The sequence below is a fragment of the Neoroseomonas alkaliterrae genome (assembly GCF_014199195.1).
Classification (GTDB): domain Bacteria; phylum Pseudomonadota; class Alphaproteobacteria; order Acetobacterales; family Acetobacteraceae; genus Neoroseomonas; species Neoroseomonas alkaliterrae.
On record NZ_JACIJE010000003.1, the window covers coordinates 1 to 25,276 of the forward strand.

Genomic DNA, 25,276 nt, shown 5'->3' on the forward strand with positions numbered 1-25,276 from the left:
CCGCGAGCCGCAGAACCGCCGCGTGGAGATCATCCTCCGCTAAGCGGTCGCCAGAGGCGACACGAACCGCGAAGGGGCGCCGAAAGGCGCCCCTTTCTGCATTGCGGCGACGGCGACGCTCGTCCAGAGTCGTTGTCCATGTCGCGACTGCCATGATTCGACTGATGACCCGCCCCGCCCCCGCCCGCCCCTTGCCCGCGACGCCCCGCCCCGATGGAGAGCCGCGCGGAGCCGTGGCTGCGCGCCTGCCGGAGATCGCGCGCGGAGGGCTGTGCTCCGCCCTGGCGCCGGCCCTGCTGGCCGCGTCCCTGCTGGCGGCGCCGGCCTCCGCGCAGTTCGTGGAGGGGCCCTATGTCGCCGGCGGAGCCGGGCTCAACCTCGTTCCCGACACCGACCTCAACCTCGACCGCAGCGCCACCCTGGGGCTTGGCGCGGCGGGGTATGGCGCCCGCGGCTCGGCCGGATTCGTGCCCGGCTTCGGCACCGTGCTCAGCCTCGGCTGGGGCTTCGGCAACGGCCTGCGCGCCGAGATCGAAGGATCCTGGCGCAGCAACGACGTGGACAGCATCTCCGGCGCCGCCGGCTCGGCCCGCGGGCCTTCCCCGGGCGGGCGGCAGGATTCCTGGGGGGTGATGGGCAACCTGCTGCTCGACCTCGCCGTGATCGGGCCGGTCGTGCCCTATGTCGGGGTCGGCCTCGGCTACGTCACGACGGACTGGGCGGGCGTGCGCAGCCTCTCGGCCGATGGCGCGCTGCGCATGCGCGTGGACGACAGCGACGGGCGCTTCGCCTACCAGGGGATTGCCGGCCTCGCCTTCCCGCTCTCCTTCGCGCCGGGCCTCGCGGTGACGGCCGAATACCGCTTCCTCGGCGTGCTCCAGCCGCGGCTGCAGGTGCGCTACGACAACCCCGCGACCGGCGCCCCCGTGGCCCGCGGCACGGTGGAACCGGACGCCTTCAATCATTCGCTGCTGCTCGGCCTGCGCTACGCCTTCCGTGCGGCGCCGCCAGCCGCGCCGGCGCCCGCAGCGGCGCCGCAGCCGCAGCGCAGCTTCATCGTCTTCTTCGACTGGAACCGCGCCGACCTGACCGACCGCGCGCGGCAGATCATCGCCGATGCCGCGCAGAACGCGCGCAGCCAGCGCACCACGCGCATCGAGGTCGCCGGCCATGCCGACCGCTCCGGCACGGTGCAGTACAACCAGGCGCTCTCGCGCCGCCGGGCCGAGACGGTCGCGGCGGAACTGGTGCGCCTCGGGATCGCGCGGGAGGAGATCGTCGTCACCGCGCTCGGCGAGACCCAGCCCCTGGTCCCGACCGCCGACGATGTGCGCGAGCCGCAGAACCGGCGCGTGGAGATCGTCCTGCGCTGAGGGCCGCCCGGCGGGCGCCGGCGCAGTCCGAGGTCCGCGTGCATGGTTCGCACCATCCTTCGCCAGTTCCCGGGCGAACGGGGTCCGGAGAGCAGTGTCACGTCTCCAGGGAGCGTGACAACGCCCATGCCCCCGATTGCAAGGCGCATCATCTCCCGGTCAGGCGCCCCTATCGCATCGGGAACCACCCCGGCTTCCGCGATCCCGTCGGGCGGGCGGAACCCTCGCCAGCCGTGTCCTTCACTCCAGGCCGCCGGATATGGCCCCAGCCAGCAGCCATCGGCCATGCCCAAACGCGAAAGGGGCGGCCCGGAGGCCGCCCCATCATCCAGCCATGGGCCGCGCCGGCACGCGCCGGCGCCGTGCCTTCAGCGCCGCGCCGCCGCGCGCGTGGCCGCGGCGCGCCGGGCCGGGGCAGCAGCAGTGCCGCCGGCCGGGCAGTCGTCCGCCGCCAGGGTCTGCGGGATGTTGCGCTGCACGGCGAACTGCGCGAGCTGCGGCCCGGGCGTCGCCAGCGCCTGGCGGAACAGCGACTCCGCGTCGCGGCAGAAGAAGGAGCCGGCGCGGATGCCGTCCTCCGAATGCTCGTTGGCGAGGTTGGTGTTGTGCGCGTCGAAGCGCGTGCGCCCCTGCCCGCCATGGGCGCGCTGGAAATAGGCGCTGGTGGTGCGCGCGGCGACGCCGAGCTCGTTGCCGAAGCGCTGGACGAACTGGTTGTAGCTCTCCCCGCGCTGGCAGGAGAGGGCGCTGACCATCAGGTAGGACTGCAGGGCGCGGACCTCGAGCGCGTTGCGCTCCTCGGGCCGCAGGCAGGCATTGGCCAGCGCGGGGCCGGCGATCAGAAGGCCGCCCAGGGCGGCGAGGACGGTGCGGGACTTGATCATGGGCGCCGTGCGCTCCCCTGCATGGATCGGTCGCGGCATCCGCGCCGCCCTTCGCCCGATGGCGGGCAGGCCGAATCGCCGCTCCTCGCTCCTTAGCGGCACCCGCGCCGGGAGGGAACCGCTTTTTTGTTTCAATACCCCGCCGATCCAACGGGTTACGCATCGGGCTGAAGATGCCGCGGCAAGATCACGCCGCGCGCGCCGCAGCCCCCTTGCGGCGGCACCTGGTCAGACGCGCGAGATCGGCCAGCCGCCGGTCGAGGAAGTCGAGCGTCGGCCCGAGATCCTCCGAATCGTCGCGCAGCCAGAAGGCGAGCGTCGCGCCGTAGATCGCCGCGAGGCTCACCCTTCGCGTGTACCAGGAGAAATCCGCCGAACGGTCGCCGGCCGCATACCACATCGCGCTCGCCGTCCGCGCGGCGGTGCGCAGCGCCGAGGGCGCGTTCCACGGCATTGCCTGCACCGCGAGCGCCTGGCGCACCGCCTCCTTGTGCGGTGCGGCGAGGCGCAGGCGCGTGGCGATCAGCGTGCGGATGCGGTCGGGCGTGCGCAAGGCGGAAAGATCCCCCGCCTGCTCGGCCATCTCCCGGTCCGCGAGGTCGAGCCACGCCTCGATGGCCGAGATTACGCCGCGCGGGAACAGGAAGGTCGCCTCGTCCTCGGGCAGGCCCTCGGCGCGGAGGGCATCGGCGATGCTCCGCCGCGTCCAGCCGGTGGCGGGCACGCGGGCCAGGATGGCGCGCACCGCGCCGTCGCGCAGCGCGCGGTCGGGATCCTCCTCGGTGCTCATGCTTCCTCCTTCGCCGCCGCCCGCGCCGCGGCGCGGGCGAGTTCCTCGTTGAAGCCGAACTGCGAGAGGTCCTCCATCCGCATCGGGTAGAGGATGCCGTCGAGATGGTCGGTCTCGTGCTGCATGACGCGCGCGACGAGGCCCGAGGCCTCGCCCTCGATCGCGTTGCCGGCGATGTCGAGGCCGCGGAAGCGCAGCCGCGCCGCCCGCCGCACCGCGCCGCGCAGGCCGGGGATGGAGAGGCAGCCTTCCCAGGCGGTCTCCGTCTCCTCGCCGACCGGCTCGATCTCGGGGTTGATCAGCGCCGAGACGCCGCCCGCCCCGGTGCGCCAGACGAAGATCCTGAGCGGGACATGCACCTGCGGCGCGGCGAGGCCGACGCCGCCGGCATCCTCCATGGTCTCGGCCATGTCGGCGACGAGGCGCCGGATCTCGGGCGCGGTCGGGTCGGCGACCGGCTCGGCCACGCCGAGAAGGATGGGGTGGCCCATGCGGGCGATCTTGAGGATGGCCATGGCGCTCCGGGCGCGTGGAAAAGGGCTGCGCCGCCACACATATAGGGGCATCGGCCGGCATGGGAGGGCTTCCGGCGCGCGGCGAATCCGTGCTACACGCTGCGCCGAAGCGGACCGGGCGACCGGTCGCGCTGCCTTTCGTGCTTTCTGACAACCCTTTTCGCGCAGGAGGTTGCGCCGCGTGCAAGTCGTCGTTCGGGACAACAATGTGGATCAGGCGCTGAAGGCGCTGAAGAAGAAGCTGCAGCGGGAAGGCGTGTTCCGCGAGATGAAGCTTCGCCGTCATTACGAGAAGCCGTCCGAGCGCCGCGCGCGCGAGGCCGCCGAGGCCGTCCGCCGCGCCCGCAAGGTCGAGCGCAAGCGCCTGGAGCGCGAGGGCTTCTGAGCCCCTGCCCGCCGCGCCCCGGCGCGCGGCGGATCAATCCGGAACGGGTCCGCAAGCCGCGGCACGGGATACTCCCCGTGGCCCGCGGCTTTCGCTTTGGACGCCTCAGGCCAGCCCCGCCTGCCGCAGCAGCGTCGAGCCTGCGAGCACCACGATCGCCAGCCCGACCACCGCCATCAGGCGCCGTGCCGGGATCGCTCGCGTCGCCAGCGCCGCGAAGGGCGCGGCAAGCGCACCGCTCAGCACCAGCCCCGCCACCACCGGCCAGATGCCGAGGCCGATGCCCGTGAGGAAGGCCACCGTCACCGCGCTGGTGACGAAGAGCTCCGCCGCGCTGGAGGTGCCGATGGCGAGTTTCGGCTCCATGCCGCGCGCAATCAGGGTGCAGGTCACGATCGCCCCCCCCCAGCCGCCGCCGCCCGCCGCGTCCAGGCCCCCCCGCCGAAGCCGAGCGGGCGGACATCCGGCAAACCGGGCCCCGAGACTGGGACCGACACGCTCCGCCAGGCCCGGCGCAGCACCAGCATCCCCATGAGCAGAAGATACGCGCTGACCAGCGGCCGCAGCACCGCCATCGGCAGATGAACCGCCAGCATTGCCCCGGCCACGCCACCCAGCGCGCCGGCCAGAGCAAGGCGCAACATCACCCGGGGCAGCACATGCCCCAGGGGCCAATGGGCGAGGCCGGAAAGCCCGGCGGTGGCGACCTCTGCGGCATGGGCCCCGGCCGAGGCGACGACCGGGGGCGCGCCCTGGAACAGCGGAGCCGAGGTCGCGGTCAGGCCATGGGCGATGCCGATCGCACCATCCACGAGCTATCCGCGGAAGCCGATCAGGTCCTGGGTCAGCGCGCAGCTCCGCGGTTCGGGAGCACGCCCGGCGTCACGCGCCGCGCGCGGGCGACGCTTCCTCGGAACCAAGCCTAGGCGCACCGCCCCGCCGCGCGCCACGCACGATGCGCGGCGCGCGGCGGGCCCGGCGCGGGTGCGCTACCGCTGCAGCGCCTGCACGATCTCCTGCGTCACCTTCTTGGCGTCGCCGAACAGCATCAGCGTGTTCGGCCGGTAGAACAGCTCGTTCTCCACCCCGGCATAGCCCGAGGACATGCCGCGCTTGACGAAGAACACCGTCTTGGCGCGCTCCACGTCCAGGATCGGCATGCCGTAGATGGGGCTCGACTTGTCCGTCTTGGCCGCCGGGTTGGTCACGTCGTTGGCGCCGATGACGAAGGCGACGTCGGCGTCGGCGAATTCGGGGTTGATCTCCTCGAGCTCGAACACCTCGTCATAGGGCACGTTGGCCTCGGCCAGCAGCACGTTCATGTGCCCCGGCATGCGGCCCGCCACGGGGTGGATCGCGTACTTGATCTCCGCGCCTTCCTTCTTCAGCAGGTCGGCCATCTCGCGCAGCACCTGCTGGGCCTGCGCCACCGCCATGCCGTAGCCCGGCACGATGATGATCTTCTGCGCGTTCTTCATCATGTAGGCCGCATCCTCGGGGCTGCCGGCCTTGACCGGCGGGCGGTCGCCCGCCTCGCCGGCGCCGGCCGTGCCGCCCTCGGAGCCGAAGCCGCCCAGCAGCACGTTGACGATGCTGCGGTTCATCCCCTTGCACATGATGTAGGAAAGGATGGCGCCCGAGGCGCCGACCAGCGCGCCGGTGATGATCAGCAGCAGGTTGCCGATGGTGAAGCCGATGCCCGCCGCCGCCCAGCCCGAGTAGCTGTTCAGCATGGACACCACGACCGGCATGTCCGCCCCGCCGATCGGGATGATCAGCAGGAAGCCGAGCGCGAAGGAGAGGATCGCGATCAGCCAGAACAGCAGCCCGTTGCCGGTCGCGACGAAGAGGACGATCAGCAGCAGCAGCAGCAGCCCGAGGCCGAGGTTCAGCCAGTGCTGCCCCTGGAAGGTGATCGGCGCGCCCGACATCTTCCCCGCGAGCTTGGCGAAGGCGATGACGGAGCCGGAGAAGGTGATGGCGCCGATGGCGAGGCCGAGCGACATCTCGATCAGCGAGGCCGCCTTGATGTTGCCCCGCGTGCCGATGCCGAAGCTCTCCGGCGCGTAGAAGGCGGCCGCCGCGACGAACACCGCCGCCATGCCGACCAGCGAGTGGAAGGCCGCGACGAGCTGCGGCAGCGCCGTCATCTGGATGCGCTGGGCGATGATGGTGCCGATGGTGCCGCCGACGGCGAGGCCGGCGATGATCAGCACGATCCCGCCGAAGCCCATCCCCTTGGTGAAGAGCGTCGCGACGATCGCGATGCCCATGCCGATCATGCCGTAGAGGTTGCCGCGCCGGCTCGTCTCGGGGTGCGAGAGGCCCTTCAGCGCCAGGATGAACAGGACGGACGCGACCAGATAGGCGAGCGTCGAGAAGGTGCTGCCCATCCCCTCAGCCCCCCTTCTTCTTGAACATGGAGAGCATCCGTCGGGTCACGAGGAAGCCGCCGAAGATGTTCACCGCCGCGAGCGTGACCGCGAGGAAGCCGAACATCCGCGCCACGAACCCGTCGGCCGTGCCGGCGGCCAGGATGGCGCCCACCACGATGACCGAGGAGATGGCGTTGGTCACGCCCATCAGGGGCGAGTGCAGCGCCGGCGTGACCGACCACACCACGTGGTAGCCGACGAAGCAGGCGAGCAGGAAGATCGTCAGCAGGTAGAGGAAGGGCTCGGCCGCCGCGGCCACCGGCGCCATGGCCTCGAGCGCCTGGCGCGCCTGCTCGGCGAGTTCCAGCGCCCGGTTGGCGCTGCCCTGCGCCTGCCCGGCGAGGTCGAGCGCGCGGCGCGCCGAGTCCTGCGCCTGGTTGGCGAGATCCGTCGGATTCATCGTCCTGCCCCCCTCAAGCCGCCGGGTTCATCAGCGGATGGACCACCGCGCCGCCGCGCGTCAGCGTGACACCCTTCACGATCTCGTCCTCCTCCGGCAGCTTCGGCGTCTTCGCCTCCTTGTCCCAGAAGGTCGAGAGGAAGGTGTGGAGGTTGCGCGCATAGAGCGCGGAGGCCGCCGCGGGCAGACGCCCCGGCCAGTTGGTGAAGCCGAGCACCTTCACGCCATTGGCGGTGACCACCATCTCGCCCGGCTTCGTCAGCGCGCAGTTGCCGCCCGCATCGGCGGCGATGTCCACGATCACCGAGCCCGGCTTCATCGAGGCCACCATCGCCTCGGTGACCAGCGTCGGCGCGCGCCGGCCCTGCACCAGCGCGGTGCAGACCACGACATCCTGCTTGGCGATGTGGGCGGCGACCACCTCGGCCTGCCTGGCGTAGAACTCGGCCGAGAGCTGCTTCGCGTAGCCGCCCGCGGTCTGCGCCTGGCGGCTCTCCTCATCCTCGTAGCCCACGAAGGAGGCGCCGAGGGACTTGATCTCCTCCTTCGCCGCCGGGCGCACATCGGTCGCCGAGACGCGCCCGCCGAGCCGCCGCGCGGTGGCGATGGCCTGCAGCCCCGCCACCCCCGCGCCCATGACGAAGACATTGGCCGCCGGCACCGTGCCGGCCGCCGTCATCATCATCGGGAAGCCCTTGTCATAGGCCGCCGCCCCCTCGATCACCGCGCGGTAGCCAGCGAGGTTGGCCTGGGAGGAGAGCACGTCCATGGACTGCGCGCGGGTGATGCGCGGCAGCAGTTCCATGGCGCAGGCGTCGATGCCGGCGGCCGCGTAGCGCGCGGCGGCCTCGGCATCGGCGCCGAGCGTGCCGATCAGCAGCGCCCCGCGCGGGATGGCGGCGAGTTCCTCCTCCTCCGGCGCGCGGACCTTGAGCACGATCGCCGCCCCTGCCAGCGCGGCGGCGGCATCGGGCACTACCGAGGCGCCGGCCGCGGCATAGGCCTCGTCCGTGATGCCCGAGGCAAGGCCGGCGCCGGCCTCGATGGCCACCTCCAGCCCCATCCCCACGAACTTCTTCGCAGTCTCGGGTGTGGCGGCGACGCGGGTTTCCCCGCTCCGCCGCTCCTTCAACACCGCCAAACGCATCCGGGTACTCCCCCTCGCGCCACAGGAACCGGCGCACCTAGCCACATCGCGCCGGGGTGTCCAGCGCCGAGCCGTGACGGGCGGGCCGCAAGGGCCGCGAAACCGACCGGCCGCGACGAGCAGGGGATGGTCGCCGGATTTTCAAGCCCCGGGCGGGTGCGGGTCCGGCAGGCCGGCCTGGGCGAGGGCCTCGCGCTGCCGCCGCGCCAGCACCTCGGCGTCGAAGCCCTGGATCAGTTCCTGGAACAGATTATGCCAGTTCAGCTTCGCGCCGAGGCGCAGGAAGACCGAGCCCAGCCCGATCGCCGCGCGGTCCATCAGCGGGAACTCCCGCGGCACCCGCACCCCGCCGGTGCGCTTGAGCCCCGCATGGACCTCCTCGGCGATCCTGCGGCCGTATTGCGGGTCGTCGTTCACCTGGATCGGCCGCACGCGGTCGTCGAGCAGCGGCTCGTAGAGGAACTTCGCCCAGATGTTCAGGACCTCGATCGTCTCGCGCTTGAGGTTCTTGAAGCCCCAGATGCGGTAGGCCTCGGCCGCCTTGTCGAAATCCCCGTCGCGGATCGCCTCGAACAGCATGATCACGCCGCCGATGAAGGCCGGGGGGAAGATCCGCACCACCCCGAAATCGAGCAGGTTGATCCCCCAGCCGCCATTCTCCGGCGCGTCCGAGCGCACCTGGTAGTTGCCCAGATGCGGGTCGCCATGGATCACGCCATAGCCGTAGAGCGGCACATACCAGGCGCGGAACAGCGCGCGGGCGTAGGCGGCGCGCTCCTCCTCGGGCGGGTCCTCGTCGATGCGCGCCTGGATGGCCCGGCCATCGAGCCAGGTCATGGTGAGCAACCGCTTCGTGCAGTAGCCCTCGATCGGCTCGGGCACGCGGATGCCCGGCACGCCGGCGAGCATCCGCCCGTAAAGGCGCTGCTGGGCCGCCTCGCGCAGGTAGTCGAGCTCCTCGCGCAGCCGCTCGGACAGCTCGACATAGGCCTCCTCGTTCTCGAGCGTGCTGTCCATGCGGCGATAGATCGCCATGGCGATCTTGAGTTGCCGGAGATCGGCCTCCACCACGCTCGCCATGTCCGGGTACTGCAGCTTGCAGGCCACGCGCCTGCCATCGGGCAGCACCGCCCGGTGCACCTGGCCGAGCGAGGCGGCGGCCGCGGCCTCCCGCTCGAAGGAGGCGAAGCGGCTCTCCCAGTCGGGGCCGAGCTCGCTCGCCATGCGCCGGCGCACGAAGGGCCAGCCCATGGGAGGCGCATTGGCCTGCAGCGTGGCCAGTTCCTTCGCGTATTCGGGCGGCAGCGCGTCCGGCACGGTCGAGAGGAACTGCGCCACCTTCATCATCGGGCCCTTGAGGCCGCCGAGCACGGCCTTGAGGTCCTCGGCATGGGCGGCCTTGTCGCTCTTCACGCCGAACAGTTTCTGCCCGGCATAGCGCGCGGCGATGCCGCCAACCGCGCCGGAGGTGCGCAGCATCCGCCGCGCCTCGCCGAACAGCGTGCTGCCCTCGCGCTCAGCCATCGCCGGCTTCCAGCTCGTCGATGAAGCCCGCGATCACGTCGAGCCCGCGCGTCCAGAAGGCCGGGTCGGCGGCGTTGAGCCCGAAGGGCGCGAGCAGTTCCTTGTGCCGCTTGGTCCCGCCGGCGCGCAGCATCGCGAGATACTTGCCCTCGAAATCCTTCACCCCGCCGTCGCGATAGACCCCGTAGAGCGCGTTCACGAGGCAATCCCCGAAGGCATAGGCATAGACATAGAAGGGCGAGTGCACGAAATGCGGGATGTAGGCCCAATAGACCGCGTAGTCCGGGCTGAACTCGAAGGCCGGGCCGAGGCTTTCGGTCTGCACCTGCATCCACAGCTCGCCGATGCGCTCGTGGCTCAGCTCGCCGCGGCGGCGCTCGTCGTGCAGCAGCGTCTCGAAGCGGTAGAAGGCGATCTGCCGCACCACCGTGTTCAGCATGTCCTCGACCTTGCCGGCGAGCATGGCACGCCGCCGGCGCGGGTCGGTCTCGGCGTCGAGCACGGCGCGGAAGGTGAGCATCTCGCCGAAGACGGAGGCGGTCTCGGCAAGCGTCAGCGGCGTGGAGGAGAGCAGGTATCCCTGCGCGCCCGCCAACACCTGGTGCACCCCGTGGCCGAGCTCGTGCGCGAGCGTCATCACGTCGCGCGCCTTGCCGTGGTAGTTCAGCAGCAGATAGGGATGCGCCGAGGGCACGGTCGGGTGCGCGAAGGCGCCCGAGGCCTTGCCCGGCCGCAGCGCCGCGTCGATCCAGGGCTTGTCGAAGAAGCGCCGCCCGATCGCCGCGAGTTCAGGGCTGAAGGCGGCGTAGGAGGAGAGGACGCGCTCCACCGCCTCCGGCCAGGGGATCTTCCGGTCGTCCTCGTCGGGCAGCGGCGCGTTGCGGTCCCAGTGTTGCAGCTTCGGCAGACCCAGCCACTTCGCCTTCATCGCATAGTAGCGGTGCGACAGCCGCCCGTAGTTCGCGGTGACGGCCGAGACGAGGGCATCCACCACCTCGTCCTCGACCATGTTGGAGCGGTTCCGGTAGGAGCCCGGGCGCGGGTAGTGGCGCCAGTTGTCCTCGATCTCCTTGTCCTTCGCGAGGACGTTGGTGATCAGCGAGAACAGCCGCACCCGCTCCCCGAAGGCGGCGGAGATGCCCTCGGCCGCGGCGGCCCGCCGGCCCCGGTCGCGGTCCGAGAGAAGGTTCAGCGCGGCGGAGACGGTCAGCCCCTCCCCGGCCACCTGCACCTTCATGTTGGCGATGGTCTCGTCGAACAGCCGCACCCAGGCCGAGCGCCCGGCGACCTCCTTCTCGTGCAGCAGCTTCTCCGCCTCGTCCGAGAGCTGGTGCGGGCGGAACACGCGCAGGTCGCGCAGCCAGGGCCGCCAGCGGGCGAGCGCGGCAGAGGCGCCGAGCTTCGCCTCCAGCGCATGGTCCTCGAGGCGGTTGATCTCGAGCGTGAAGAAGATCAGGTGCGAGGAGATCGCCGTCACCCGCTCCTGCATGGTCTGGTAGAAGCGGCCATTCGCCGGGTCCTGGGCATCGCCGCTGAACACCAGACCGGCGTAGGAGGTGACGCGGCCGAGCCGCTCCCAGATCGCCTCGTATTCGGCGATCGCCTGCGCCAGCGCATCCCCCGCGAGGCCCGCGAGCCGGCCGGCGAGGCGTGTCTCGAAGGCGCGCGCCTCCGATTCGGCGCGGTCGAGATCGGCCGCGAGGCGCGGGTCGTCCGTCCCGGCATAGAGGTCCGAGAGATCCCAGACGGGCAGCGCGGCATCCGGGCCGGCGGCGTCCAGGGGGGCGAAGGCGGGGGCGGGAAGGGCGGTGCGGGTCACAGCGCCCATATAGGCCAATCCCGGGCTTGGCCAAGCAGCCCGGCCCCGCCAACATTCCCGCCAGCCAGGGGAGGCACGGAAACCGGATGCCCTATTCGCCGGGAGGCTGGCCGACGCTGCCCGCCATGATGCTGACGCGCGCGGCCGAATGGGCCGACCGGCCGCTGTTCCGCCACTGGCAGGACGGCGCCTGGCGCTCCGTGCCCTGGGGCGCGTTCGCGATGCAGGTCGCCGCCGTCGCCGCCTTCCTGCGCGCCCGCGGCGTCGCGCCCGGGGACCGCGTGCTGCTGGTCAGCGAGAACCGCCCGGAATTCCCGATCGCCGACACCGCCATCATGGCGATCGGCGCGATCACCGTGCCGACCTACACCACCAACCTCGCGGCCGACCACGCGCATATCCTGCGCGACAGCGGGGCACGCGCGGCGATCGTCTCGACGCGCCGGCTCGCCGAGCGCGTGCTGGAAGGCGCGGCGCTCGCCGGCGGGCTCGACCTGCTGGTCTGCGCCGAGGATCCGCCCTCCGCCCCCGGCCTCGCCGCCCATGGCTGGGCCGAGGCGCTGGCCGCGCGGGGCGATGTCGCGGCCCTGCGCGCCGCGGCCGAGCAGGCCTCGGCCGAGAGCCTCGCCTGCCTGATCTACACCTCCGGCACCGGCGGGCTGCCCAAGGGGGTGATGTTGCCGCACCGCGCGCTGCTCGCGAACCGCACGGGGGTGCTGCCGCTCGCCGAGCGCCTCGGCCTCGCGGGCAAGCCCTACCTCTCCTTCCTGCCGCTCTCCCATTCCTACGAGCACACGGTCGGCGGCTTCCTGCTGCCCTCGATCGGAATGGAGGTGGTCTATTCGCGCGGCGCCGACCGGCTCAGCCAGGAATTCGCGGAGATCAGGCCGGCGGTGATCACCGCCGTGCCGCGCCTGTTCGAGGTGCTGCGCGGCCGCATCCTCGCCGGGCTCGAGAAGGAGAAGGCCTGGAAGCGCGCCCTTTTCGAGCGCGCCGTCGCGCTCGGCCTGCGCAGGCTGGACGGCCCGCCGCTCGGCCTGCTGGAACGCCTGCAGGATGCCGTGCTCGACCGGCTGGTGCGCGAGAAGACGCGCGCGCGCTTCGGCGGGCGCCTGCAGGCCATGGTCTCGGGCGGGGCGCGGCTCGATCCCGAACTCTCGGGCTTCTTCATGGCGCTCGGCCTGCCGGTGCTGCAGGGCTACGGCCAGACCGAGGCCGGGCCGGTGGTCAGCGTCAACCTGCCCTGGGCCAATCGCCGCCACACCGTGGGGCCGCCGCTCAAGGGCGTCGAATGCCGCATCGCCGAGGATGGCGAGGTGCTGATCCGCGGCGACCTCGTGATGACGGGCTACTGGAACAACCCGGAAGCCACCGCCGCCGCGCTCGTCCCCGCCTCGGGCGAGAACCGCCCCTGGCTGCACACCGGCGATGTCGGGGTGATGGAGGAGGGCTACCTCCGCATCACCGACCGCAAGAAGGACTTCATCAAGACGCTTGGCGGCGACATGGTCAGCCCCGCGAAGATCGAGAGCCTGCTGATGGCCGAGCCCGAGATCCACCAGGCGGTGATCGCGGGCGAGGGCCGGCCCGCGCTCGTCGCCCTCATCGTCCCGGCGGAGGGCATGGCGGGCAGGACGGGCGAGGCGGTGCGCCGGGTGAACGCGAAACTGCCGACCATCGAACGCATCCGCCACTTCGCCGAGACGGAGCCCTTCACGATCGAGAACGGCCTTCTCACCCCGACGATGAAGGTCAAGCGCCGCGCCGCGGTCGAGGCGCGGGCGGCGGAGATCGAGGCGCTCTGGGACTGATGCCCCGCGGGCGAGGGGACACCCTCTGTCCGCCGGGAATCAGGCGCTCGGCAGCACCATCAGCCCCGCGGCCCATGCCGGCAGGCGACGGGTCCAGCCTTTGGCCCGCCGGCACGAGGGCCGGAGGGCGACGGATCGCCCCTCGTCCGCCACGCATTGCCACAGGACGACGGGGGCGCCGTCCGCTGCCTGGCCGTGAACCCGCGCCCGCCGGCCGGCGGCATCCCGCGCCCCGCTGGACGCCGGCCGCGACCGGCGCGAGGCTCGCGCCATGCCAGTGCCGCCCCCCGACGCCTTCGCCGCCCTCTGGCGCCTCGCCGGCCTCCCGCCCGGGGCCATGCCGGAAACCGTGCTCGACGGCGCCGACCCGGTGCAGCCCTCGACCTACGCGCTCGGCACGGCGGCGCTCGCCTCCATCGGCGCCTGCGGCGCGGCGGCGGCGGCGATCCACCGCGCGCGCGGCGGGCCGGCGCAGCGCGTCGCGGTCGGCATCGCGCACGCCCTGATCGAGTTCCATTCCGAACGCCATCTGCGCGTGAACGGCGAACCCGTGCACGAAGGCTGGGACCGCATCGCCGGGCTGCACCGCTGCGGCGACGGCCGCTGGGTGCGGCTGCACACCAACCTGCCGCATCACCGCGAGGGCATGCTGCGCCTGCTCGGCTGCGACTACGACCGCGACGCGGTGGGCCGCGCGCTGCAATCCTGGCAGGCCGAGGCGCTGGAGACCGCCGCCGCCGAGGCCGGCCTCGTCGCGACCATGACCCGCAGCCTCGCCGAGTGGGAGGCCCATCCGCAGGGCGAGGCCGCGGCTAGCCTGCCCGCGCTGACCATCGAGCGCATCGGCGATGCCCCGCCCACGCCGCTGCCGCCGCTCGCCGCGCGCCCGCTCGCGGGCATCCGCGTGCTCGACCTCACCCGCGTCATCGCCGGCCCGGTCGCGGGGCGGACGCTCGCCGCCCACGGGGCCGAGGTGCTGCACATCAGCGGCGCGCATCTGCCCTCCATCCCCGCGCTGGTGATGGATACCGGCCGCGGCAAGCGCTGCGCCGCGCTCGACCTGCGGCGGGAGGAGGACCGCGCGCGACTGCGCGGCCTCGCCGCGGGCGCCGACATCTTCCTCCAGGGCTACCGCCCCGGTGCGATCGCCGGGCGCGGCTTCGGGCCGGAGGCGCTGGCCGCGATCCGGCCCGGAATCGTCTGCGTCTCGCTCTCCGCCTATGGCCATCGCGGCCCGTGGTCGGGGCGGCGGGGCTTCGATTCCCTGGTGCAGAACGCCAACGGCATGAACGAGGCCGAGCGCGAGGCGGCGGGCGAGGAGAGGCCGCGCCCCCTGCCCTGCCAGGCGCTCGATCATGCCTCGGGCTATCTGCTCGCCTTCGGCGCCATGGCCGCGCTGCTGCGCCGCGCGGAGGAGGGCGGTTCGTGGCTGGTGCGCGTCTCGCTCGCCTCCACGGGCGAATGGATCAAGCGGCTGGGCCGCGTGGAAGGCGGGCTCGCGGCCCCGGGCATCGGCGAGGCCGAGATCGCGGCGGCGATGGAGGACGGCCCGAGCGGCTTCGGCCCGATGCGCGCCGTGCGCCACAGCGCGATACTCTCGGCGACACCCGCGCATTGGAGCCTGCCCGCGGTCCCGCTCGGCACGCATCCCGCCTGCTGGTGACGGGCGCCGGGGGCTTCCGGCTTTCCGCGGCGCTTTTCGCGGCGACGACGCGGCGATCAGCCGCGCCGCCCGGCCCGCTTGCGCTGGATGAGCTGGTCGAGCCGCGCGCCGTCCTGGTCGGTATTGACCTGGATCCAGAGCGGCAGGTGGTCCGACAGCTCGTAGGTGAACTGCTCCTTGGTCAGCGTCGGGAACAGCGGCCGGTGGTCGCGCGCATAGAAGTCCAGCACGCCGCCCGCATTGCAGAAGTTCTCGGGGAAGTGCGGCATGTGCAGGATCTGGTCGTAGCGCTTGTTGCGCGCGAGGTTGGTGCCGAACGCGCCCCGCGCCAGGGGCTTGGGCAGCATCAGCCCGGTCGAGGTGATGGCCTGGAACATCGGCCCCTTCGTGTCGGGCACGTTGAAGTCGCCCATGGCGATGATGTCGCGGTCCTCCTTGTACTTCTCGCGCGACTTCGCCCCGATCCAGTTGGCGAGCCCCTGCAGCTCGGCGATGCGCGCCTCGGCGCTGCTGCCCCAGCGGACATGGGTGGTGAAGGCGACGAAGTCGAAATTGCCTGCCTTGAAGGAGGCGACATAGGGGGCGCGCCACCAGCTCGCCTCGGAGATGTACTCCGTGCCGGACTTGCGCCGCGGCGGGCTCGCCTCCGCCGCGAGGCCGTTGAAGCAGACCGCGCGCTCGTCGAAGACGTAGCAGACGCGCTCGCGGTTGCCGCCCGCATCGAGGATGGCATCCGAATAGACCACGTCCCAATAGGGCCCGAGGATCTCGAGCACGCGCCCGAGATCCGTGAGGTCGTCGCGCAGCTCGACCACGCCGATGAGGTCGAACTGGCCGAGGATCTCCGCGATGTAGTGGATCGCCGCCTGGCTGCGGCGCCGCTTGCCGAACTCGCGGATGTTCCAGGTGGCGATGTTGACCGTCTCGTCGAGTTTCGACGACGGGATCCCCGCCTTCGCGATGCGCGCGCGAAGCGCCTTCAGCCCCTCCGCGATCTCGAGGCTGACATTGCCGTGGAACATGCGCCCCTCCCGGCCCGGTGCCGGCCCGCGGGGATCGCGGGTGCCGGGCGGCGGGATGCTCGGCGCAGCCGGCGCCGGGCGCCATGAGGCAGCGCACAGGCCGCGCAGGGCCGCTCGCGGGGCGAGGGCCGCGCGCCGCTTCTCACATGCCGAGGGCGCGGCGGTAGAGGTCGAGCAGCGTCTCCTGCTCCTCCACCTCGGCGGGCTCCTGCTTGCGGATGCGCAGCACCTGGCGGATCACCTTGACGTCGAAGCCGGCCGACTTCGCTTCCGCCATGATGTCCTTGATGTCGGAGGAGAGCGCCTTCTTCTCCTCCTCGAGCCGCTCGATCCGCTCGATGATCGAGCGCAGCCGGTCGGCCGCGATCCCGCCCACCTCGGTGTCGTCGTTCTTCGCCGCCGCCTGCGCCATCGTCCTGCCCGTGGTCTGGAGGGAGGCGGGTTTAGCCTTGGGCCTGCGCGCCATCAACGCCCCCTCAATGCCCGGGATTGGCGGCAGCGAAGGCGGCCTTCTGCTCGGCCGAGGCCTCGGTCTGGAACTTCGCCTGCCACTCCTTGTAGGGCATGCCGTAGACGATCTCGCGCGCCGCCGGCGTCTCGAGCGCCAGGCCGCGCTCGGCCGCCGCCTCCTGGTACCAGCGGGAGAGGCAGTTCCGGCAGAACCCGGCGAGGTTCATCATGTCGATGTTCTGCACGTCGGTGCGCGCGCGCAGATGCTGCACGAGCTTGCGGAAGGCCGCGGCCTCGATGCGGTCGCGCTCGGCCGGGTCGAGGCCGGCGGCAGCGCCGAGGGCGAGGTCGGCTTCGGGCTGGGGTGCGGGCATGGGATCCTCTCCTGCGCGTCTCACGCCGCCAAGATGCGCCCTCGCGCGGCGCGATCAAGCGCGGCGCGGCATCGCCGGGGCGGACCCGCCCGGCTTGCCGCTGCGCACACCCTGTCCCACCCTGGCCCGAGGGAGTATCGCCGCCGCATGACGATGACCGACGCCGCCGCCCGCACCGCGCTCCGTGCCCTCTTCGATGCCGCCGTCGCCGCGGCCGACCCGCGCCGCGTGCTCGCCCGCCACCTGCCCGAGCGCCCGTCCGGCCGCGTGCTCGTGCTCGGCGCCGGGAAATCCGCCGCGGTCATGGCGGCGGCGCTGGAGGATGCCTGGCCCGATGTGCCGATGCGGGGCCTCGTCGTCACGCGCTACGGCCACGGCCACCCCACGCGGCTGATCGAGGTCGCCGAGGCCTCCCACCCGGTGCCGGACGAGGCCGGCGCCGAGGCCGCGCGGCGGATGCTCGCACTGGCCGAGGCCGCGGGGCCGGAGGATCTGGTGCTGTTCCTCGTCTCGGGCGGCGGCTCCTCGCTCACCACCCTGCCCGCGCCGGGGCTCTCGCTCGCGGATCTCGTCGCGGTCAACAAGGCGCTGCTCGCCTCGGGCGCGACCATCCACGAGATGAACTGCATCCGCCGGCACCTCTCCGCCTTCTCGGGCGGCAGGCTCGCGGCGGCGGCGCATCCGGCCCGCGTCGTCACGCTCGCCATCTCCGACGTGCCGGGGGACGATCCCACCGTCATCGCCTCCGGCCCCACCGTCCCCGACCCCTCGACCTTCGCGCAGGCCCGCGCCCTTGTCGCGCATTACCGGATGGCGCTGCCGCCCGCCGTCACCGCGCATCTCGCCGCCGCCGCCGAGGAAAGCCCCAAGCCCGGCGACCCTCGCCTCGCAACGACCGACTACCGCTTCATCGCCACGCCGCTGATGGCACTCGAGGCCGCGGCGGCGCATGCGCGCGGGCTCGGCCTCACGCCCCTCATCCTCGGCGATGCGCTGGAAGGCGAGGCGCGCGAACTCGGCACCGCGCTGGCCGGAATCGCGCTCTCGGCCCGCGCCCATGGCCACCCGCTGCCCGCCCCCTGCGTGCTGCTCTCGGGCGGGGAGAGCACCGTGACCATCCGGGCGGAGAAGCCCGGGCGCGGCGGCCGCAACGCCGAATGCCTGCTCGGCTGCACGCTGGCGCTCTCGGGTGCCTCCGGCATCTGGGCCCTGATGGCCGATACCGACGGGATTGACGGCTCCGAGGACAATGCCGGGGCCATCGCCACGCCCGATACGCTGGCCCGCGCGCACGCCGCCGGCCTCGACGCGCGCGCCCTGCTCGCCGCCCATGACAGCCACCGCCTTTTCGCCACGCTGGACGACCTGGTGCGAACCGGACCGACGCTGACCAACGTCAACGATTTCCGGGCCCTGCTGGTCGCCTGACGATGAACTTACATTTCGTAAGTCACGAAAGCGTCTCGGACGCGCATGCTTACTCGTGGTAAGGGTGCGCCATGCGCGACCCGATCCTGGAAGAGATCTTCGCCCGCCGCGGCGCGATCACCCGCATCGCCACCGAACTCGGCATCTCCACCGCCGCCGTCTCGCAATGGCGCCGCGTGCCCGATGAGCGGGTGCTCGACGTCGCCCGCATCCTCGGGATGGACCCGAAGGCCCTGCGCCCGGACCTCGCCTCCCCCCCGCCGCCGAAACCGGAAGGGCCGCTCCGCATGGCCAGCCGCACCGCACTCCGCCGCCGCCGGCGCACGAAGATCATCGCGACGCTCGGCCCCTCCTCCTCCACGCCCGAGATCATCGAACGCCTCTACCGCGGCGGGGCCGACGTCTTCCGCCTCAACTTCTCCCATGGCAGCCACGAGGACCACGCCGCGCGCATCGCCATGATCCGCGCGGTCGAGCGCAAGGTCGGCCGGCCCATCGGCATCCTCGCCGACGTGCAGGGGCCGAAGCTGCGGGTCGGGCGCTTCCAGGCCGGCCGCGTCCAGCTCCAGACGGGCCAGACATTCCGCCTCGATCTCAACCCCACGCCGGGGGATGCGCGCCGCGTCAACCTCCCCCATCCCGAGATCATCCGCGCCGCGCAGATCGGCACCACGCTGCTGCTCGACGACGGCAAGCTGCGCCTGCGCGTCGCCCGCGTCCGCCCCGACCACCTGGAGACCGAGGTCGTCACCGGCGGCCCGCTCTCGGACCGCAAGGGCGTGAACGTGCCCGACGTGGTGCTGCCCATCCCCGCCCTCACCGAGAAGGACCGCGCCGATCTCGACTTCGTGCTGCCGCTCGGCATCGAGTACATCGGCCTCTCCTTCGTCCAGCGGCCGGAGGACGTGGCCGAGACGAAGCGCATCGCCGACGGGCGCGCCTGGGTCATGGTGAAGATGGAGAAGCCCCAGGCGCTCGAGAACCTCGATGGCATCCTCGCGCTGACCGACTGCGTGATGGTCGCGCGCGGTGATCTCGGCGTGGAACTCCCGCCCGAGGAAGTGCCGCTGGCGCAGAAGCGCATCGTCCGCACCGCGCGCGCGCTCGGCAAGCCGGTGGTGGTCGCGACGCAGATGCTCGAATCCATGATCACGGCGCCGAGCCCGACGCGCGCCGAGGTCAGCGATGTCGGCACCGCGGTCTTCGACGGCGCCGATGCGGTGATGCTCTCGGCCGAGACCGCCGCCGGCCAGTATCCCTACGAGGCGGTCAACATGATGGACCGCATCGTCGCGCGGGTGGAGCAGGACCCGGACTGGCGGCGCCTGACCGACGCCTCCCGCCCCGCGCCCGAGCGCACCAGCGCCGGCGCCATCGCCACCGCCGCCCGCCAGGTGGCCGAGACGATCGATGCGGAGGTCATCGCGACCTTCTCCTCCACCGGCTCGACCACGCTGCGGGTGGCGCGGGAACGCCCCAACTGCCCGATCCTCGGCCTGACCGCGAGCGGTGCGACGGCGCGCCGCATGGCCGTGATCTGGGGCGTGCATCCGCTGGAGGTCAGCGAGATCCACTCCATGACCGAGATGGTCGCCCGCGCGGTGCGCGCGGCGCAGACCGAAGGCTTCGCCACCCATGGCGACGAGGTGGTGGTCACGGCCGGCGTTCCCTTCGGCACGCCGGGGACGACGAACGCGCTGCGGGTGGCGGTGGTGAAGTGATGCGCGCGGGCGGCGGGTCTGCCCCACCGCCCGCCGGCACGGCGCGCGCTATTCGGGCCGCACCCCGGCGGCGCGCAGCACGGCGGTGTAGTTCTCCATCTCGCGGCGGATGAAGGCCATCACGGCGGCGGAGGTGTCGAAGCCGGGGCGCGGCTGTTCGGCAACCTCGCGCAGGCGCGGCTCGATCTGCCTGAGCCCGGCCTGGAAGGCGGCGCTGAGCGCGGCGAGCGCGGCCGGCGGCGTGGCGGCGGGGGCAAGGGCGGCCCGCCAGTTCTCGTAGAAGAAGTTCGGCAGCCCGGCCTCGGCCGAGGTCGGCACGTCGGGCAGGAGCGGATGGCGTTCCCGCACCGTCAGCACGATCGGGCGCATCGTGCCGGCGCGGATGAATTCGAGGCTCGCGGCGATGCTGAGGATGGTCATCTGCGCCTCGCCGCCGACGATCGCCGTCGCGGCCGGCGCGCCGCCGCGGTAATGGACCATCTCCATCTGGACATTCGCCGCGGTGCGCAGGATCTCGGCGGCGATGTGCACCGGCCCGCCAACGCCCGAGGTCGCCATGTTGAAGCGGCCGGGATTGGCGCGCAGCAGCGCGAGCAGCTCGTCGAGGCTGCGCGCCGGAACGCGGGGGTTCACCGAGAGCACGAGCGGCGCGAAGACCAGGACGCCGATGCCCGAGAAGTCGGTCACCGGGTCGAAGGGCAGCCGCGCGACAAGGGCCGGGGCCACGGCATGGGCGCTGTCATGGACGAGGATGGTGTGGCCGTCGGGCGGCGCCTTCGCCACGAGTTCGGCGCCGATCGCCCCGCCCGCGCCGGTGCGATTCTCGACCACCAGAGGCTGGCCGAGCGCAGCGCCGACCGGCTCGGCCAGCATGCGCGTCAGCAGATCCGTGGGGCCGCCGGCGGCGAAGGGGACGATGGCGCGGATGGGCCGGCTCGGGCGCCATCCGGCGGGTGCCTGCGCCCGGGCGGCGGCGGGTGCGAGCAGGGTCGTCGTCGCGGCCGCCAGCAGACGGCGTCGGTCAAGCGGCATGGGGCCTCCCTGGTGCGGGCGCTCGTCACGACGCCCTGGCGGGGCGAGCCTAGCCGCGGCCGGGGGCCTTCTTCCAGCGCAGCGACACGACCGGTGGGGCGCGCGCACGAAAACGGCGCGCCGGGGATCCGGCGCGCCGCCTGCCGCTGTCGCGGACGGTCCGGCGTCTAGGCGCGCGCGCGCCGGCCCCGGCGCACAGCGCCGAGGCCCAGCAGCCCGAGGCCGAGCAGCGCGAGGCTCGCCGGCGCCGGGATGGGCGCGGCGCTGAGCGCCACGTTGTCGAACTCGAAGGCGAAGGAACTCGAGCGCGCCACGACGCGGTTGAAGCCGAGGGTGGACTCGATGTTCACGTAGAGCGTGCCGTTCACGCCCTGGTTGCCGTTCGGGCTCGCGGTCACGTCGCTGCCGGTCACGGAGCCGACCAGCGTGGCGCCGTCGTAGAAGAACAGCGTATTGTAGCTGTCCACCGAGCCCCAGAGGATGCCGAAATAGGTCGCGCTGAAGGGCAGGACGAGTTCCACCTGCGCCGCCGCCACCGATCCGGTGGAGCCGCTGGTGAGGTAGGTCGTCGCATTCACGCCATCGGCCTGGTTGCTGCCGCCCAGGCCGAAGCCCGTGCCGTTGCCGCCCGAGAGGAACGGGGCGGCATAGACGCCGGTCGCGCTGCCCTGCACCGCCTGGCCGTTCGTGGTGATGTTCACGATGATCTGGTCGGTGCTGTTGACGGCGGTGGAGGCGCCGCCCGCCGTGCCCAGCGGCAGGTCGTCGAAGTTGAAGCGGATCGTGCCGGTGGGGGCGCCACCGACCGAGCCGCTGACGCTCAGCGCGGCCTGCGCCGAGGACATCCCGAGCCCGATGGCCGCCACACCCGCCAGAACCGCCTTGCCGAACCGCGTCATCAGCATTCTCCAAGCCAAAGGGCTACATCTCGATCCGTGAAGCAGCATGAAGCGTGCCACCACGAAAAGGCGTGTCCGCCCAGGGGGTTGGCGGCGGGCATTCGATCCGCGCCGGCAGCGGTGTAAAGTCGGCCGACGCCGCCGCGCGCCCCTCAGCCCCCGCGCCCGGCCTTCTCGCCAGCAAGCAGCGCCCGCTTGCGCGCCACCCCCCAGCGATACCCGGTCAGGTCCCCATCCTTGCCCACCACCCGGTGGCACGGCACGGCGATCGAGACCTTGTTCTGCGCGCAGGCCCGCGCCACCGCGCGCGTCGCCGCCGGCATGCCCATCCCGGCCGCGAGGGCGGAATAGCTGCGCGTCTCGCCGAAGGGGATCGCGCGCAGCGCCTCCCACACCCGCCGCTGGAAGGCCGTGCCCCGGAGGTCGAGCGGCAGGTCGAGCGCCGCCTTCGGCTCCGCGACATGGGCCACCACCCGGCGCACCGTCCCGGCCAGCGCCTCCGGCGCCTCCTCGATGCGCGCCTTGGGGAAGCGCGCCATCACGTCCCCGAGCAAGGCCTGCCCATCCTCGCCGAAGCCGATGAAGCAGACCCCCGCCCCGGTCGCGCCGACCATCAGCGGGCCCAGCGCGCTCTCGGCGAGTGCGACGCGGATCACCTCCCCCGCCCCGCCGCGCCTGGCCGCCCCGGGCGTCATGCCGAGGACGCGGCCCTTGTCCTCGTAGACCCGGCTCTCGCTGCCGAAGCCGGCCCCGGCCACCGCATCGGCCACCCGCGCGCCGCCGGCGAGTGCCGCAGCGAGCCGCCGCGCCCGCACGCTCTCGGCATAGGAGCGCGGCGTCACCCCCGTGATGTCGCGGAACAGGCGCAGGAAATGGTGCCGCGCATACCCCGCCCGCGCCGCCAGCACCGCGAGCGAGGGGATCGCCTCGCTCGCCTCGATCATGGCGCAGGCGGCGCGGATCGCCGCGGCATGCAGCGCGGCGCGCTCGCCCTTCGGGTCGCAGCGGCGGCAGGCGCGGAAGCCGGCGGCCTCGGCGGCGGCCGCGTCGCTGAAGAAGCGCGTGTTCCGCCTGAGCGGCGGGCGCGAGGGGCAGCCCGGCCGGCAGAACACGCCCTGTGTCGTCACGGCATAGAGGAACGGCCCGCAGGTGGGCGCGGGGTCGCGCGCGAGCACGGCTTGCCAGCGGAGGTCGTCGGCAGGAGGAAGGGCGTCAGGCATGGCCCGGTTGTTCCATGCGCCGCCGCCCGGGCGCCATCCGCGCGTTGCGCCGGCATGCGCCACTGCGGCGCGCGGCGGGGCCTCCCGGCTCAGGTCGCGTCGCCCTCGGCCTTGCGGCGGAGTTCGCGCAGCCGCTCCCGCCCGCCGCGCAGGCGCGGATGCAGCGCGAGCGCCGCCTCCATGCTGCGCAGCGCGGCGGCGGCGTCGCCCGCCTGTTCCTGCAGCATCGAGAGGGTGACGAGCGCGCCGAAATGCCGCGGCTCGAGGCGCAGCGTCTCCTGCAGGTCGCGCGCGGCGGCCGCCGCATCGCCCATCGCCGCATGGGCCTGGGCCCGCTGGTGCCAGGCCTCGGCCGATTGGGGGGCAAGGATCAGCGCGGCGTCGAAATCCTCGAGCGCCTCGTCATGGGTGCGCGCGGCGAGGTTGCGCACGCCCCGGCGCAGCAGCAGCACCGCGGCCGGGGAGGCGCCCTCGATCCAGAGGGCGCGGATGCGCGCCTCCATCATCGCGGCGGCGGCATCGTCGGGCGCGGCCTTCAGGCCCTCGAACAGGCTGTCGAGTTCGGCGCGGCGGTTCTCCTCGGCGCGGCCGGGCGGGCGCGGCGCCTGGGCCTCGGCCAGGGCGGGCAGGACCAGCAGCGGCAGGGCGAACAGGGCGGCGCGCATGGCCTCATGTTCCGTCAGGCGTGGCGGGCGGCGCAAGCAGGCGCCGCTCATGTCAGGCTGAGGATGGTCATGCCGATGACGACGGCAAGCCTCGCCGGCCCGGACCAGCGCGGATCGGCGTCCGGCCGGCCGGCCGAACGCCAGGCGCCCACCCCGGCGAGGATGTTGTAGGCCACCGAGATGACGTAGCCGACGATGATGGCCGCCGTGGTCCGTTCCGCCATCACCAGCCAGTAGAAGCCGATGGTGGTGAACAGGTTGACCACGAGCGCGACCAGCACCGCCCAGGTCCAGAACGCCTCGGCGAGCGGCAATTCGCCGCGCCAGAGGCGCAGCAGGATCATGCCGCGGCGCGGGCGCGCGCCACCGCCGCCGGCTCCGGGCCGCCCGCCATCCAGTCGAGCAGCTCGACGGTGTGCACCGCGGGGATCGCGCCGTCGCCGAGCTGCGTCAGGCAGCCGATATTGCCCGAGGCGATCAGCGCCGCGCCCGTGCGCGCGATGTTGGCCTGCTTGCGCGCCTTCAACTGCCCCGCGATGGCGGGCTGCAGCAGGTTGTAGGTGCCGGCCGAGCCGCAACAGATGTGGCTCTCGGCCGGTTCCTTCACGATGAAGCCGGCGGCGCGCAGCAGCGCCTTGGGCTCCTGCGTGATCTTCTGGCCGTGCTGGAGCGAGCAGGCGGCGTGGTAGGCGACCGTGATCCCGGGCGGTGGGCGCGTGGCCGCGTAGCCGAAGCGGGTCAGCACCTCGCTGATGTCGGCGGCGAGGGCGGCAACCTTCGCGGCCTGCGCGGCGTCCTTCTCCTCGCGGAACATGAAGCCGTAGTCCTTGAGCGTGGTGCCGCAGCCCGAGGCGTTGACCACGATCGCGTCCAGCCCCTCGCCCTCGATCTCGGCCGTCCAGGCGGCGATGTTGCGGCGCGCGAGGCGCATCGCGGCGTCGTGGTGGCCCATGTGGTGGTCGAGCGCGCCGCAGCAGCCCTGCCCCTTCGTCACCACCACCTCGATCCCCATGCGGGTGAGCAGGCGGATCGTCGCCTCGTTGATCGAGGGGCTGAGCACCTGCTGCGCGCAGCCCATCAGGATGCCGACGCGGCCGCGCCGTGCGCCTTGCGCGGGGTGGATGCGCGGTCGTTCGACATCCGAGGGCGAGGGCACCGAGGCGGGCGCAAGGCGCAGCATGGCGCGCAGCCGCTCGGCCGTCATGGAGGTGCCGGGCACCAGCCGCGCGAAGGGCCGGGCGAACCAGGCGCCGATCAGCGCGAGGCGGAAGCGCGCGGGATGGGGCAGCACGAAGGAGAGCACCCGGCGCAGCGCGCGCTCCGGCCAGGGGCGGCGGTAGGTCCGCTCGATATAGGCCCGGGCGTGGTCCACGAGGTGCATGTAGTGCACGCCCGAGGGGCAGGTCGTCATGCAGGAGAGGCAGGAGAGGCAGCGGTCCACGTGGCGGACCACCGCCTCGGTGGCCGGGCGCCCGGATTCCAGCATGTCCTTGATGAGGTAGATGCGGCCGCGGGGCGAATCGAGCTCGTCGCCCAGCAGCAGGAAGGTCGGGCAGGTCGCGGTGCACATCCCGCAATGGACGCAGGTGCGCAGGATGCGGTTGCTCTCCGCGATGTCCGGGTCGGCCAGTTGCGCGGCCGAGAAGCTGGTCTGCATGTCCTCAGTCTAGGGAGGCCCGGACAGGCCCGCCAGGGCGGGGCGGTAAAGGGGGGGGGGGG

25 protein-coding genes are annotated in these 25,276 nt (G+C 72.8%); 6 read left to right on the top strand and 19 right to left on the bottom strand.

All coding sequences use genetic code 11. The annotated features are described in order from the left end of the window. The first annotated feature begins 233 nt into the window (after window positions 1–233). Entirely contained in the window at window positions 234–1,373 is a 1,140-nt protein-coding gene (locus tag FHS88_RS05995) for an OmpA family protein (RefSeq protein ID WP_338146436.1), read from the top strand. A gap of 368 nt (window positions 1,374–1,741) precedes the next feature. Here FHS88_RS05995 and FHS88_RS06000 read toward each other — a convergent pair whose 3' ends face one another. From FHS88_RS06000 to def, 3 genes are all read right to left on the bottom strand, one after another. After that, window positions 1,742–2,257 carry a hypothetical protein gene (locus tag FHS88_RS06000; protein ID WP_184482371.1) on the bottom strand — a complete coding sequence of 172 codons (516 nt, stop codon included), beginning with the start codon at window positions 2,255–2,257 and terminating at the stop codon, window positions 1,742–1,744. A 187-nt stretch (window positions 2,258–2,444) separates the two neighbouring features. After that, window positions 2,445–3,047 carry a COQ9 family protein gene (locus FHS88_RS06005; protein WP_184482374.1) on the bottom strand — a complete coding sequence of 201 codons (603 nt, stop codon included), beginning with the start codon at window positions 3,045–3,047 and terminating at the stop codon, window positions 2,445–2,447. Further along, window positions 3,044–3,562, bottom strand: coding sequence for a peptide deformylase (gene def, locus FHS88_RS06010; protein ID WP_184482377.1), 519 nt, complete (start codon window positions 3,560–3,562; stop codon window positions 3,044–3,046). The genes FHS88_RS06005 and def overlap by 4 nt, the downstream gene beginning before the upstream one ends. Before the next feature lie 181 nt (window positions 3,563–3,743). Between def and rpsU the strand changes: the two genes are divergently transcribed. Next, a complete protein-coding gene (gene rpsU, locus FHS88_RS06015) occupies window positions 3,744–3,947 on the top strand; it encodes a 30S ribosomal protein S21 (RefSeq protein ID WP_019459559.1) in 204 nt (67 codons plus the stop codon). Between the two features lie 105 nt (window positions 3,948–4,052). Here rpsU and FHS88_RS06020 read toward each other — a convergent pair whose 3' ends face one another. The 7 genes from FHS88_RS06020 to FHS88_RS06050 form a co-directional block, all read right to left on the bottom strand. Continuing rightward, window positions 4,053–4,340 carry a hypothetical protein gene (locus FHS88_RS06020; RefSeq protein WP_184482381.1) on the bottom strand — a complete coding sequence of 96 codons (288 nt, stop codon included), beginning with the start codon at window positions 4,338–4,340 and terminating at the stop codon, window positions 4,053–4,055. Beyond that, complete coding sequence (locus tag FHS88_RS06025; protein WP_184482383.1) at window positions 4,337–4,759, bottom strand: TSUP family transporter; 423 nt, start codon at window positions 4,757–4,759, stop codon at window positions 4,337–4,339. Before FHS88_RS06025 ends, FHS88_RS06020 begins: the two co-directional genes overlap by 4 nt. A 177-nt stretch (window positions 4,760–4,936) precedes the next feature. Then, window positions 4,937–6,340 carry an NAD(P)(+) transhydrogenase (Re/Si-specific) subunit beta gene (locus FHS88_RS06030; RefSeq protein ID WP_184482386.1) on the bottom strand — a complete coding sequence of 468 codons (1,404 nt, stop codon included), beginning with the start codon at window positions 6,338–6,340 and terminating at the stop codon, window positions 4,937–4,939. Window positions 6,341–6,344: 4 nt separating this feature from the next. Further along, window positions 6,345–6,782 carry an NAD(P) transhydrogenase subunit alpha gene (locus tag FHS88_RS06035; protein WP_184482389.1) on the bottom strand — a complete coding sequence of 146 codons (438 nt, stop codon included), beginning with the start codon at window positions 6,780–6,782 and terminating at the stop codon, window positions 6,345–6,347. A 13-nt stretch (window positions 6,783–6,795) separates the two neighbouring features. Further along, the gene (locus FHS88_RS06040) at window positions 6,796–7,929 is read right to left on the bottom strand and encodes a Re/Si-specific NAD(P)(+) transhydrogenase subunit alpha (protein ID WP_184482392.1); all 1,134 of its coding nucleotides are present in this window, start codon (window positions 7,927–7,929) and stop codon (window positions 6,796–6,798) included. A 141-nt stretch (window positions 7,930–8,070) separates the two neighbouring features. After that, complete coding sequence (locus tag FHS88_RS06045) at window positions 8,071–9,453, bottom strand: ABC1 kinase family protein (protein WP_184482395.1); 1,383 nt, start codon at window positions 9,451–9,453, stop codon at window positions 8,071–8,073. Continuing rightward, on the bottom strand, window positions 9,446–11,281 hold the full coding sequence (locus FHS88_RS06050) for a M3 family oligoendopeptidase (protein ID WP_184482398.1): 1,836 nt from the start codon (window positions 11,279–11,281) through the stop codon (window positions 9,446–9,448). Before FHS88_RS06050 ends, FHS88_RS06045 begins: the two co-directional genes overlap by 8 nt. A gap of 77 nt (window positions 11,282–11,358) precedes the next feature. On the opposite strand from FHS88_RS06050, the gene FHS88_RS06055 reads away from it, so the two are divergent. Beyond that, the gene (locus tag FHS88_RS06055) at window positions 11,359–13,083 is read left to right on the top strand and encodes an AMP-dependent synthetase/ligase (RefSeq protein ID WP_184482401.1); all 1,725 of its coding nucleotides are present in this window, start codon (window positions 11,359–11,361) and stop codon (window positions 13,081–13,083) included. Window positions 13,084–13,354: 271 nt separating this feature from the next. Then, window positions 13,355–14,746 (top strand): CoA transferase, encoded by a 1,392-nt coding sequence (locus FHS88_RS06060; protein WP_184482404.1) that lies wholly within the window; start codon window positions 13,355–13,357, stop codon window positions 14,744–14,746. Window positions 14,747–14,802: 56 nt separating this feature from the next. On the opposite strand, the gene FHS88_RS06065 is transcribed toward FHS88_RS06060, so the two are convergent. From FHS88_RS06065 to FHS88_RS06075, 3 genes are all read right to left on the bottom strand, one after another. After that, on the bottom strand, window positions 14,803–15,768 hold the full coding sequence (locus tag FHS88_RS06065) for an endonuclease/exonuclease/phosphatase family protein (protein WP_184482407.1): 966 nt from the start codon (window positions 15,766–15,768) through the stop codon (window positions 14,803–14,805). Window positions 15,769–15,910: 142 nt separating this feature from the next. After that, entirely contained in the window at window positions 15,911–16,180 is a 270-nt protein-coding gene (locus FHS88_RS06070) for a DUF2312 domain-containing protein (RefSeq protein WP_184483396.1), read from the bottom strand. Between the two features lie 64 nt (window positions 16,181–16,244). After that, a complete protein-coding gene (locus FHS88_RS06075) occupies window positions 16,245–16,592 on the bottom strand; it encodes a DUF1244 domain-containing protein (RefSeq protein WP_184482409.1) in 348 nt (115 codons plus the stop codon). 147 nt (window positions 16,593–16,739) lie between these two features. On the opposite strand from FHS88_RS06075, the gene FHS88_RS06080 reads away from it, so the two are divergent. After that, on the top strand, window positions 16,740–18,020 hold the full coding sequence (locus tag FHS88_RS06080) for a glycerate kinase type-2 family protein (RefSeq protein ID WP_184482412.1): 1,281 nt from the start codon (window positions 16,740–16,742) through the stop codon (window positions 18,018–18,020). Between the two features lie 287 nt (window positions 18,021–18,307). Beyond that, complete coding sequence (gene pyk / locus FHS88_RS06085) at window positions 18,308–19,741, top strand: pyruvate kinase (RefSeq protein ID WP_184483398.1); 1,434 nt, start codon at window positions 18,308–18,310, stop codon at window positions 19,739–19,741. A gap of 48 nt (window positions 19,742–19,789) precedes the next feature. Here the strand turns inward: pyk and FHS88_RS06090 are convergent, their stop codons facing one another. The 6 genes from FHS88_RS06090 to glcF all read right to left on the bottom strand — a co-directional run bounded on the left by FHS88_RS06090 (window position 19,790) and on the right by glcF (window position 25,214). Continuing rightward, window positions 19,790–20,773, bottom strand: a complete 984-nt coding sequence (locus tag FHS88_RS06090; RefSeq protein WP_184482415.1) for a Bug family tripartite tricarboxylate transporter substrate binding protein — start codon at window positions 20,771–20,773, stop codon at window positions 19,790–19,792. Between the two features lie 167 nt (window positions 20,774–20,940). Next, on the bottom strand, window positions 20,941–21,672 hold the full coding sequence (locus FHS88_RS06095; RefSeq protein WP_184482418.1) for an Npun_F0296 family exosortase-dependent surface protein: 732 nt from the start codon (window positions 21,670–21,672) through the stop codon (window positions 20,941–20,943). Between the two features lie 152 nt (window positions 21,673–21,824). After that, window positions 21,825–22,892, bottom strand: coding sequence for a bifunctional DNA-binding transcriptional regulator/O6-methylguanine-DNA methyltransferase Ada (gene ada / locus FHS88_RS06100; protein ID WP_184482421.1), 1,068 nt, complete (start codon window positions 22,890–22,892; stop codon window positions 21,825–21,827). An 89-nt stretch (window positions 22,893–22,981) separates the two neighbouring features. Continuing rightward, window positions 22,982–23,557 (bottom strand): tetratricopeptide repeat protein, encoded by a 576-nt coding sequence (locus tag FHS88_RS06105; protein ID WP_184482424.1) that lies wholly within the window; start codon window positions 23,555–23,557, stop codon window positions 22,982–22,984. A gap of 47 nt (window positions 23,558–23,604) precedes the next feature. Then, window positions 23,605–23,901 (bottom strand): hypothetical protein, encoded by a 297-nt coding sequence (locus FHS88_RS06110; RefSeq protein WP_184482426.1) that lies wholly within the window; start codon window positions 23,899–23,901, stop codon window positions 23,605–23,607. Further along, entirely contained in the window at window positions 23,898–25,214 is a 1,317-nt protein-coding gene (gene glcF / locus FHS88_RS06115) for a glycolate oxidase subunit GlcF (RefSeq protein WP_184482428.1), read from the bottom strand. Before glcF ends, FHS88_RS06110 begins: the two co-directional genes overlap by 4 nt. Window positions 25,215–25,276: the final 62 nt, after the last annotated feature.

Excerpts from the sequence above, each read along its gene's own strand:
- FHS88_RS06000 (WP_184482371.1), bottom strand. The coding sequence starts at position 2,257 with ATGATCAAGTCCCGCACCGTCCTCGCCGCCCTGGGCGGCCTTCTGATC.
- FHS88_RS06005 (WP_184482374.1), bottom strand. The coding sequence starts at position 3,047 with ATGAGCACCGAGGAGGATCCCGACCGCGCGCTGCGCGACGGCGCGGTG.
- def (WP_184482377.1), bottom strand. The coding sequence starts at position 3,562 with ATGGCCATCCTCAAGATCGCCCGCATGGGCCACCCCATCCTTCTCGGC.
- FHS88_RS06030 (WP_184482386.1), bottom strand. The coding sequence starts at position 6,340 with ATGGGCAGCACCTTCTCGACGCTCGCCTATCTGGTCGCGTCCGTCCTG.
- FHS88_RS06035 (WP_184482389.1), bottom strand. The coding sequence starts at position 6,782 with ATGAATCCGACGGATCTCGCCAACCAGGCGCAGGACTCGGCGCGCCGC.
- FHS88_RS06040 (WP_184482392.1), bottom strand. The coding sequence starts at position 7,929 with ATGCGTTTGGCGGTGTTGAAGGAGCGGCGGAGCGGGGAAACCCGCGTC.
- FHS88_RS06045 (WP_184482395.1), bottom strand. The coding sequence starts at position 9,453 with ATGGCTGAGCGCGAGGGCAGCACGCTGTTCGGCGAGGCGCGGCGGATG.
- FHS88_RS06050 (WP_184482398.1), bottom strand. The coding sequence starts at position 11,281 with ATGGGCGCTGTGACCCGCACCGCCCTTCCCGCCCCCGCCTTCGCCCCC.
- FHS88_RS06055 (WP_184482401.1), top strand. The coding sequence starts at position 11,359 with ATGCCCTATTCGCCGGGAGGCTGGCCGACGCTGCCCGCCATGATGCTG.
- FHS88_RS06060 (WP_184482404.1), top strand. The coding sequence starts at position 13,355 with ATGCCAGTGCCGCCCCCCGACGCCTTCGCCGCCCTCTGGCGCCTCGCC.
- FHS88_RS06065 (WP_184482407.1), bottom strand. The coding sequence starts at position 15,768 with ATGTTCCACGGCAATGTCAGCCTCGAGATCGCGGAGGGGCTGAAGGCG.
- FHS88_RS06070 (WP_184483396.1), bottom strand. The coding sequence starts at position 16,180 with ATGGCGCAGGCGGCGGCGAAGAACGACGACACCGAGGTGGGCGGGATC.
- FHS88_RS06075 (WP_184482409.1), bottom strand. The coding sequence starts at position 16,592 with ATGCCCGCACCCCAGCCCGAAGCCGACCTCGCCCTCGGCGCTGCCGCC.
- FHS88_RS06080 (WP_184482412.1), top strand. The coding sequence starts at position 16,740 with ATGACGATGACCGACGCCGCCGCCCGCACCGCGCTCCGTGCCCTCTTC.
- pyk (WP_184483398.1), top strand. The coding sequence starts at position 18,308 with ATGGCCAGCCGCACCGCACTCCGCCGCCGCCGGCGCACGAAGATCATC.
- FHS88_RS06090 (WP_184482415.1), bottom strand. The coding sequence starts at position 20,773 with ATGCCGCTTGACCGACGCCGTCTGCTGGCGGCCGCGACGACGACCCTG.
- FHS88_RS06095 (WP_184482418.1), bottom strand. The coding sequence starts at position 21,672 with ATGACGCGGTTCGGCAAGGCGGTTCTGGCGGGTGTGGCGGCCATCGGG.
- ada (WP_184482421.1), bottom strand. The coding sequence starts at position 22,892 with ATGCCTGACGCCCTTCCTCCTGCCGACGACCTCCGCTGGCAAGCCGTG.
- FHS88_RS06105 (WP_184482424.1), bottom strand. The coding sequence starts at position 23,557 with ATGCGCGCCGCCCTGTTCGCCCTGCCGCTGCTGGTCCTGCCCGCCCTG.
- FHS88_RS06110 (WP_184482426.1), bottom strand. The coding sequence starts at position 23,901 with ATGATCCTGCTGCGCCTCTGGCGCGGCGAATTGCCGCTCGCCGAGGCG.
- glcF (WP_184482428.1), bottom strand. The coding sequence starts at position 25,214 with ATGCAGACCAGCTTCTCGGCCGCGCAACTGGCCGACCCGGACATCGCG.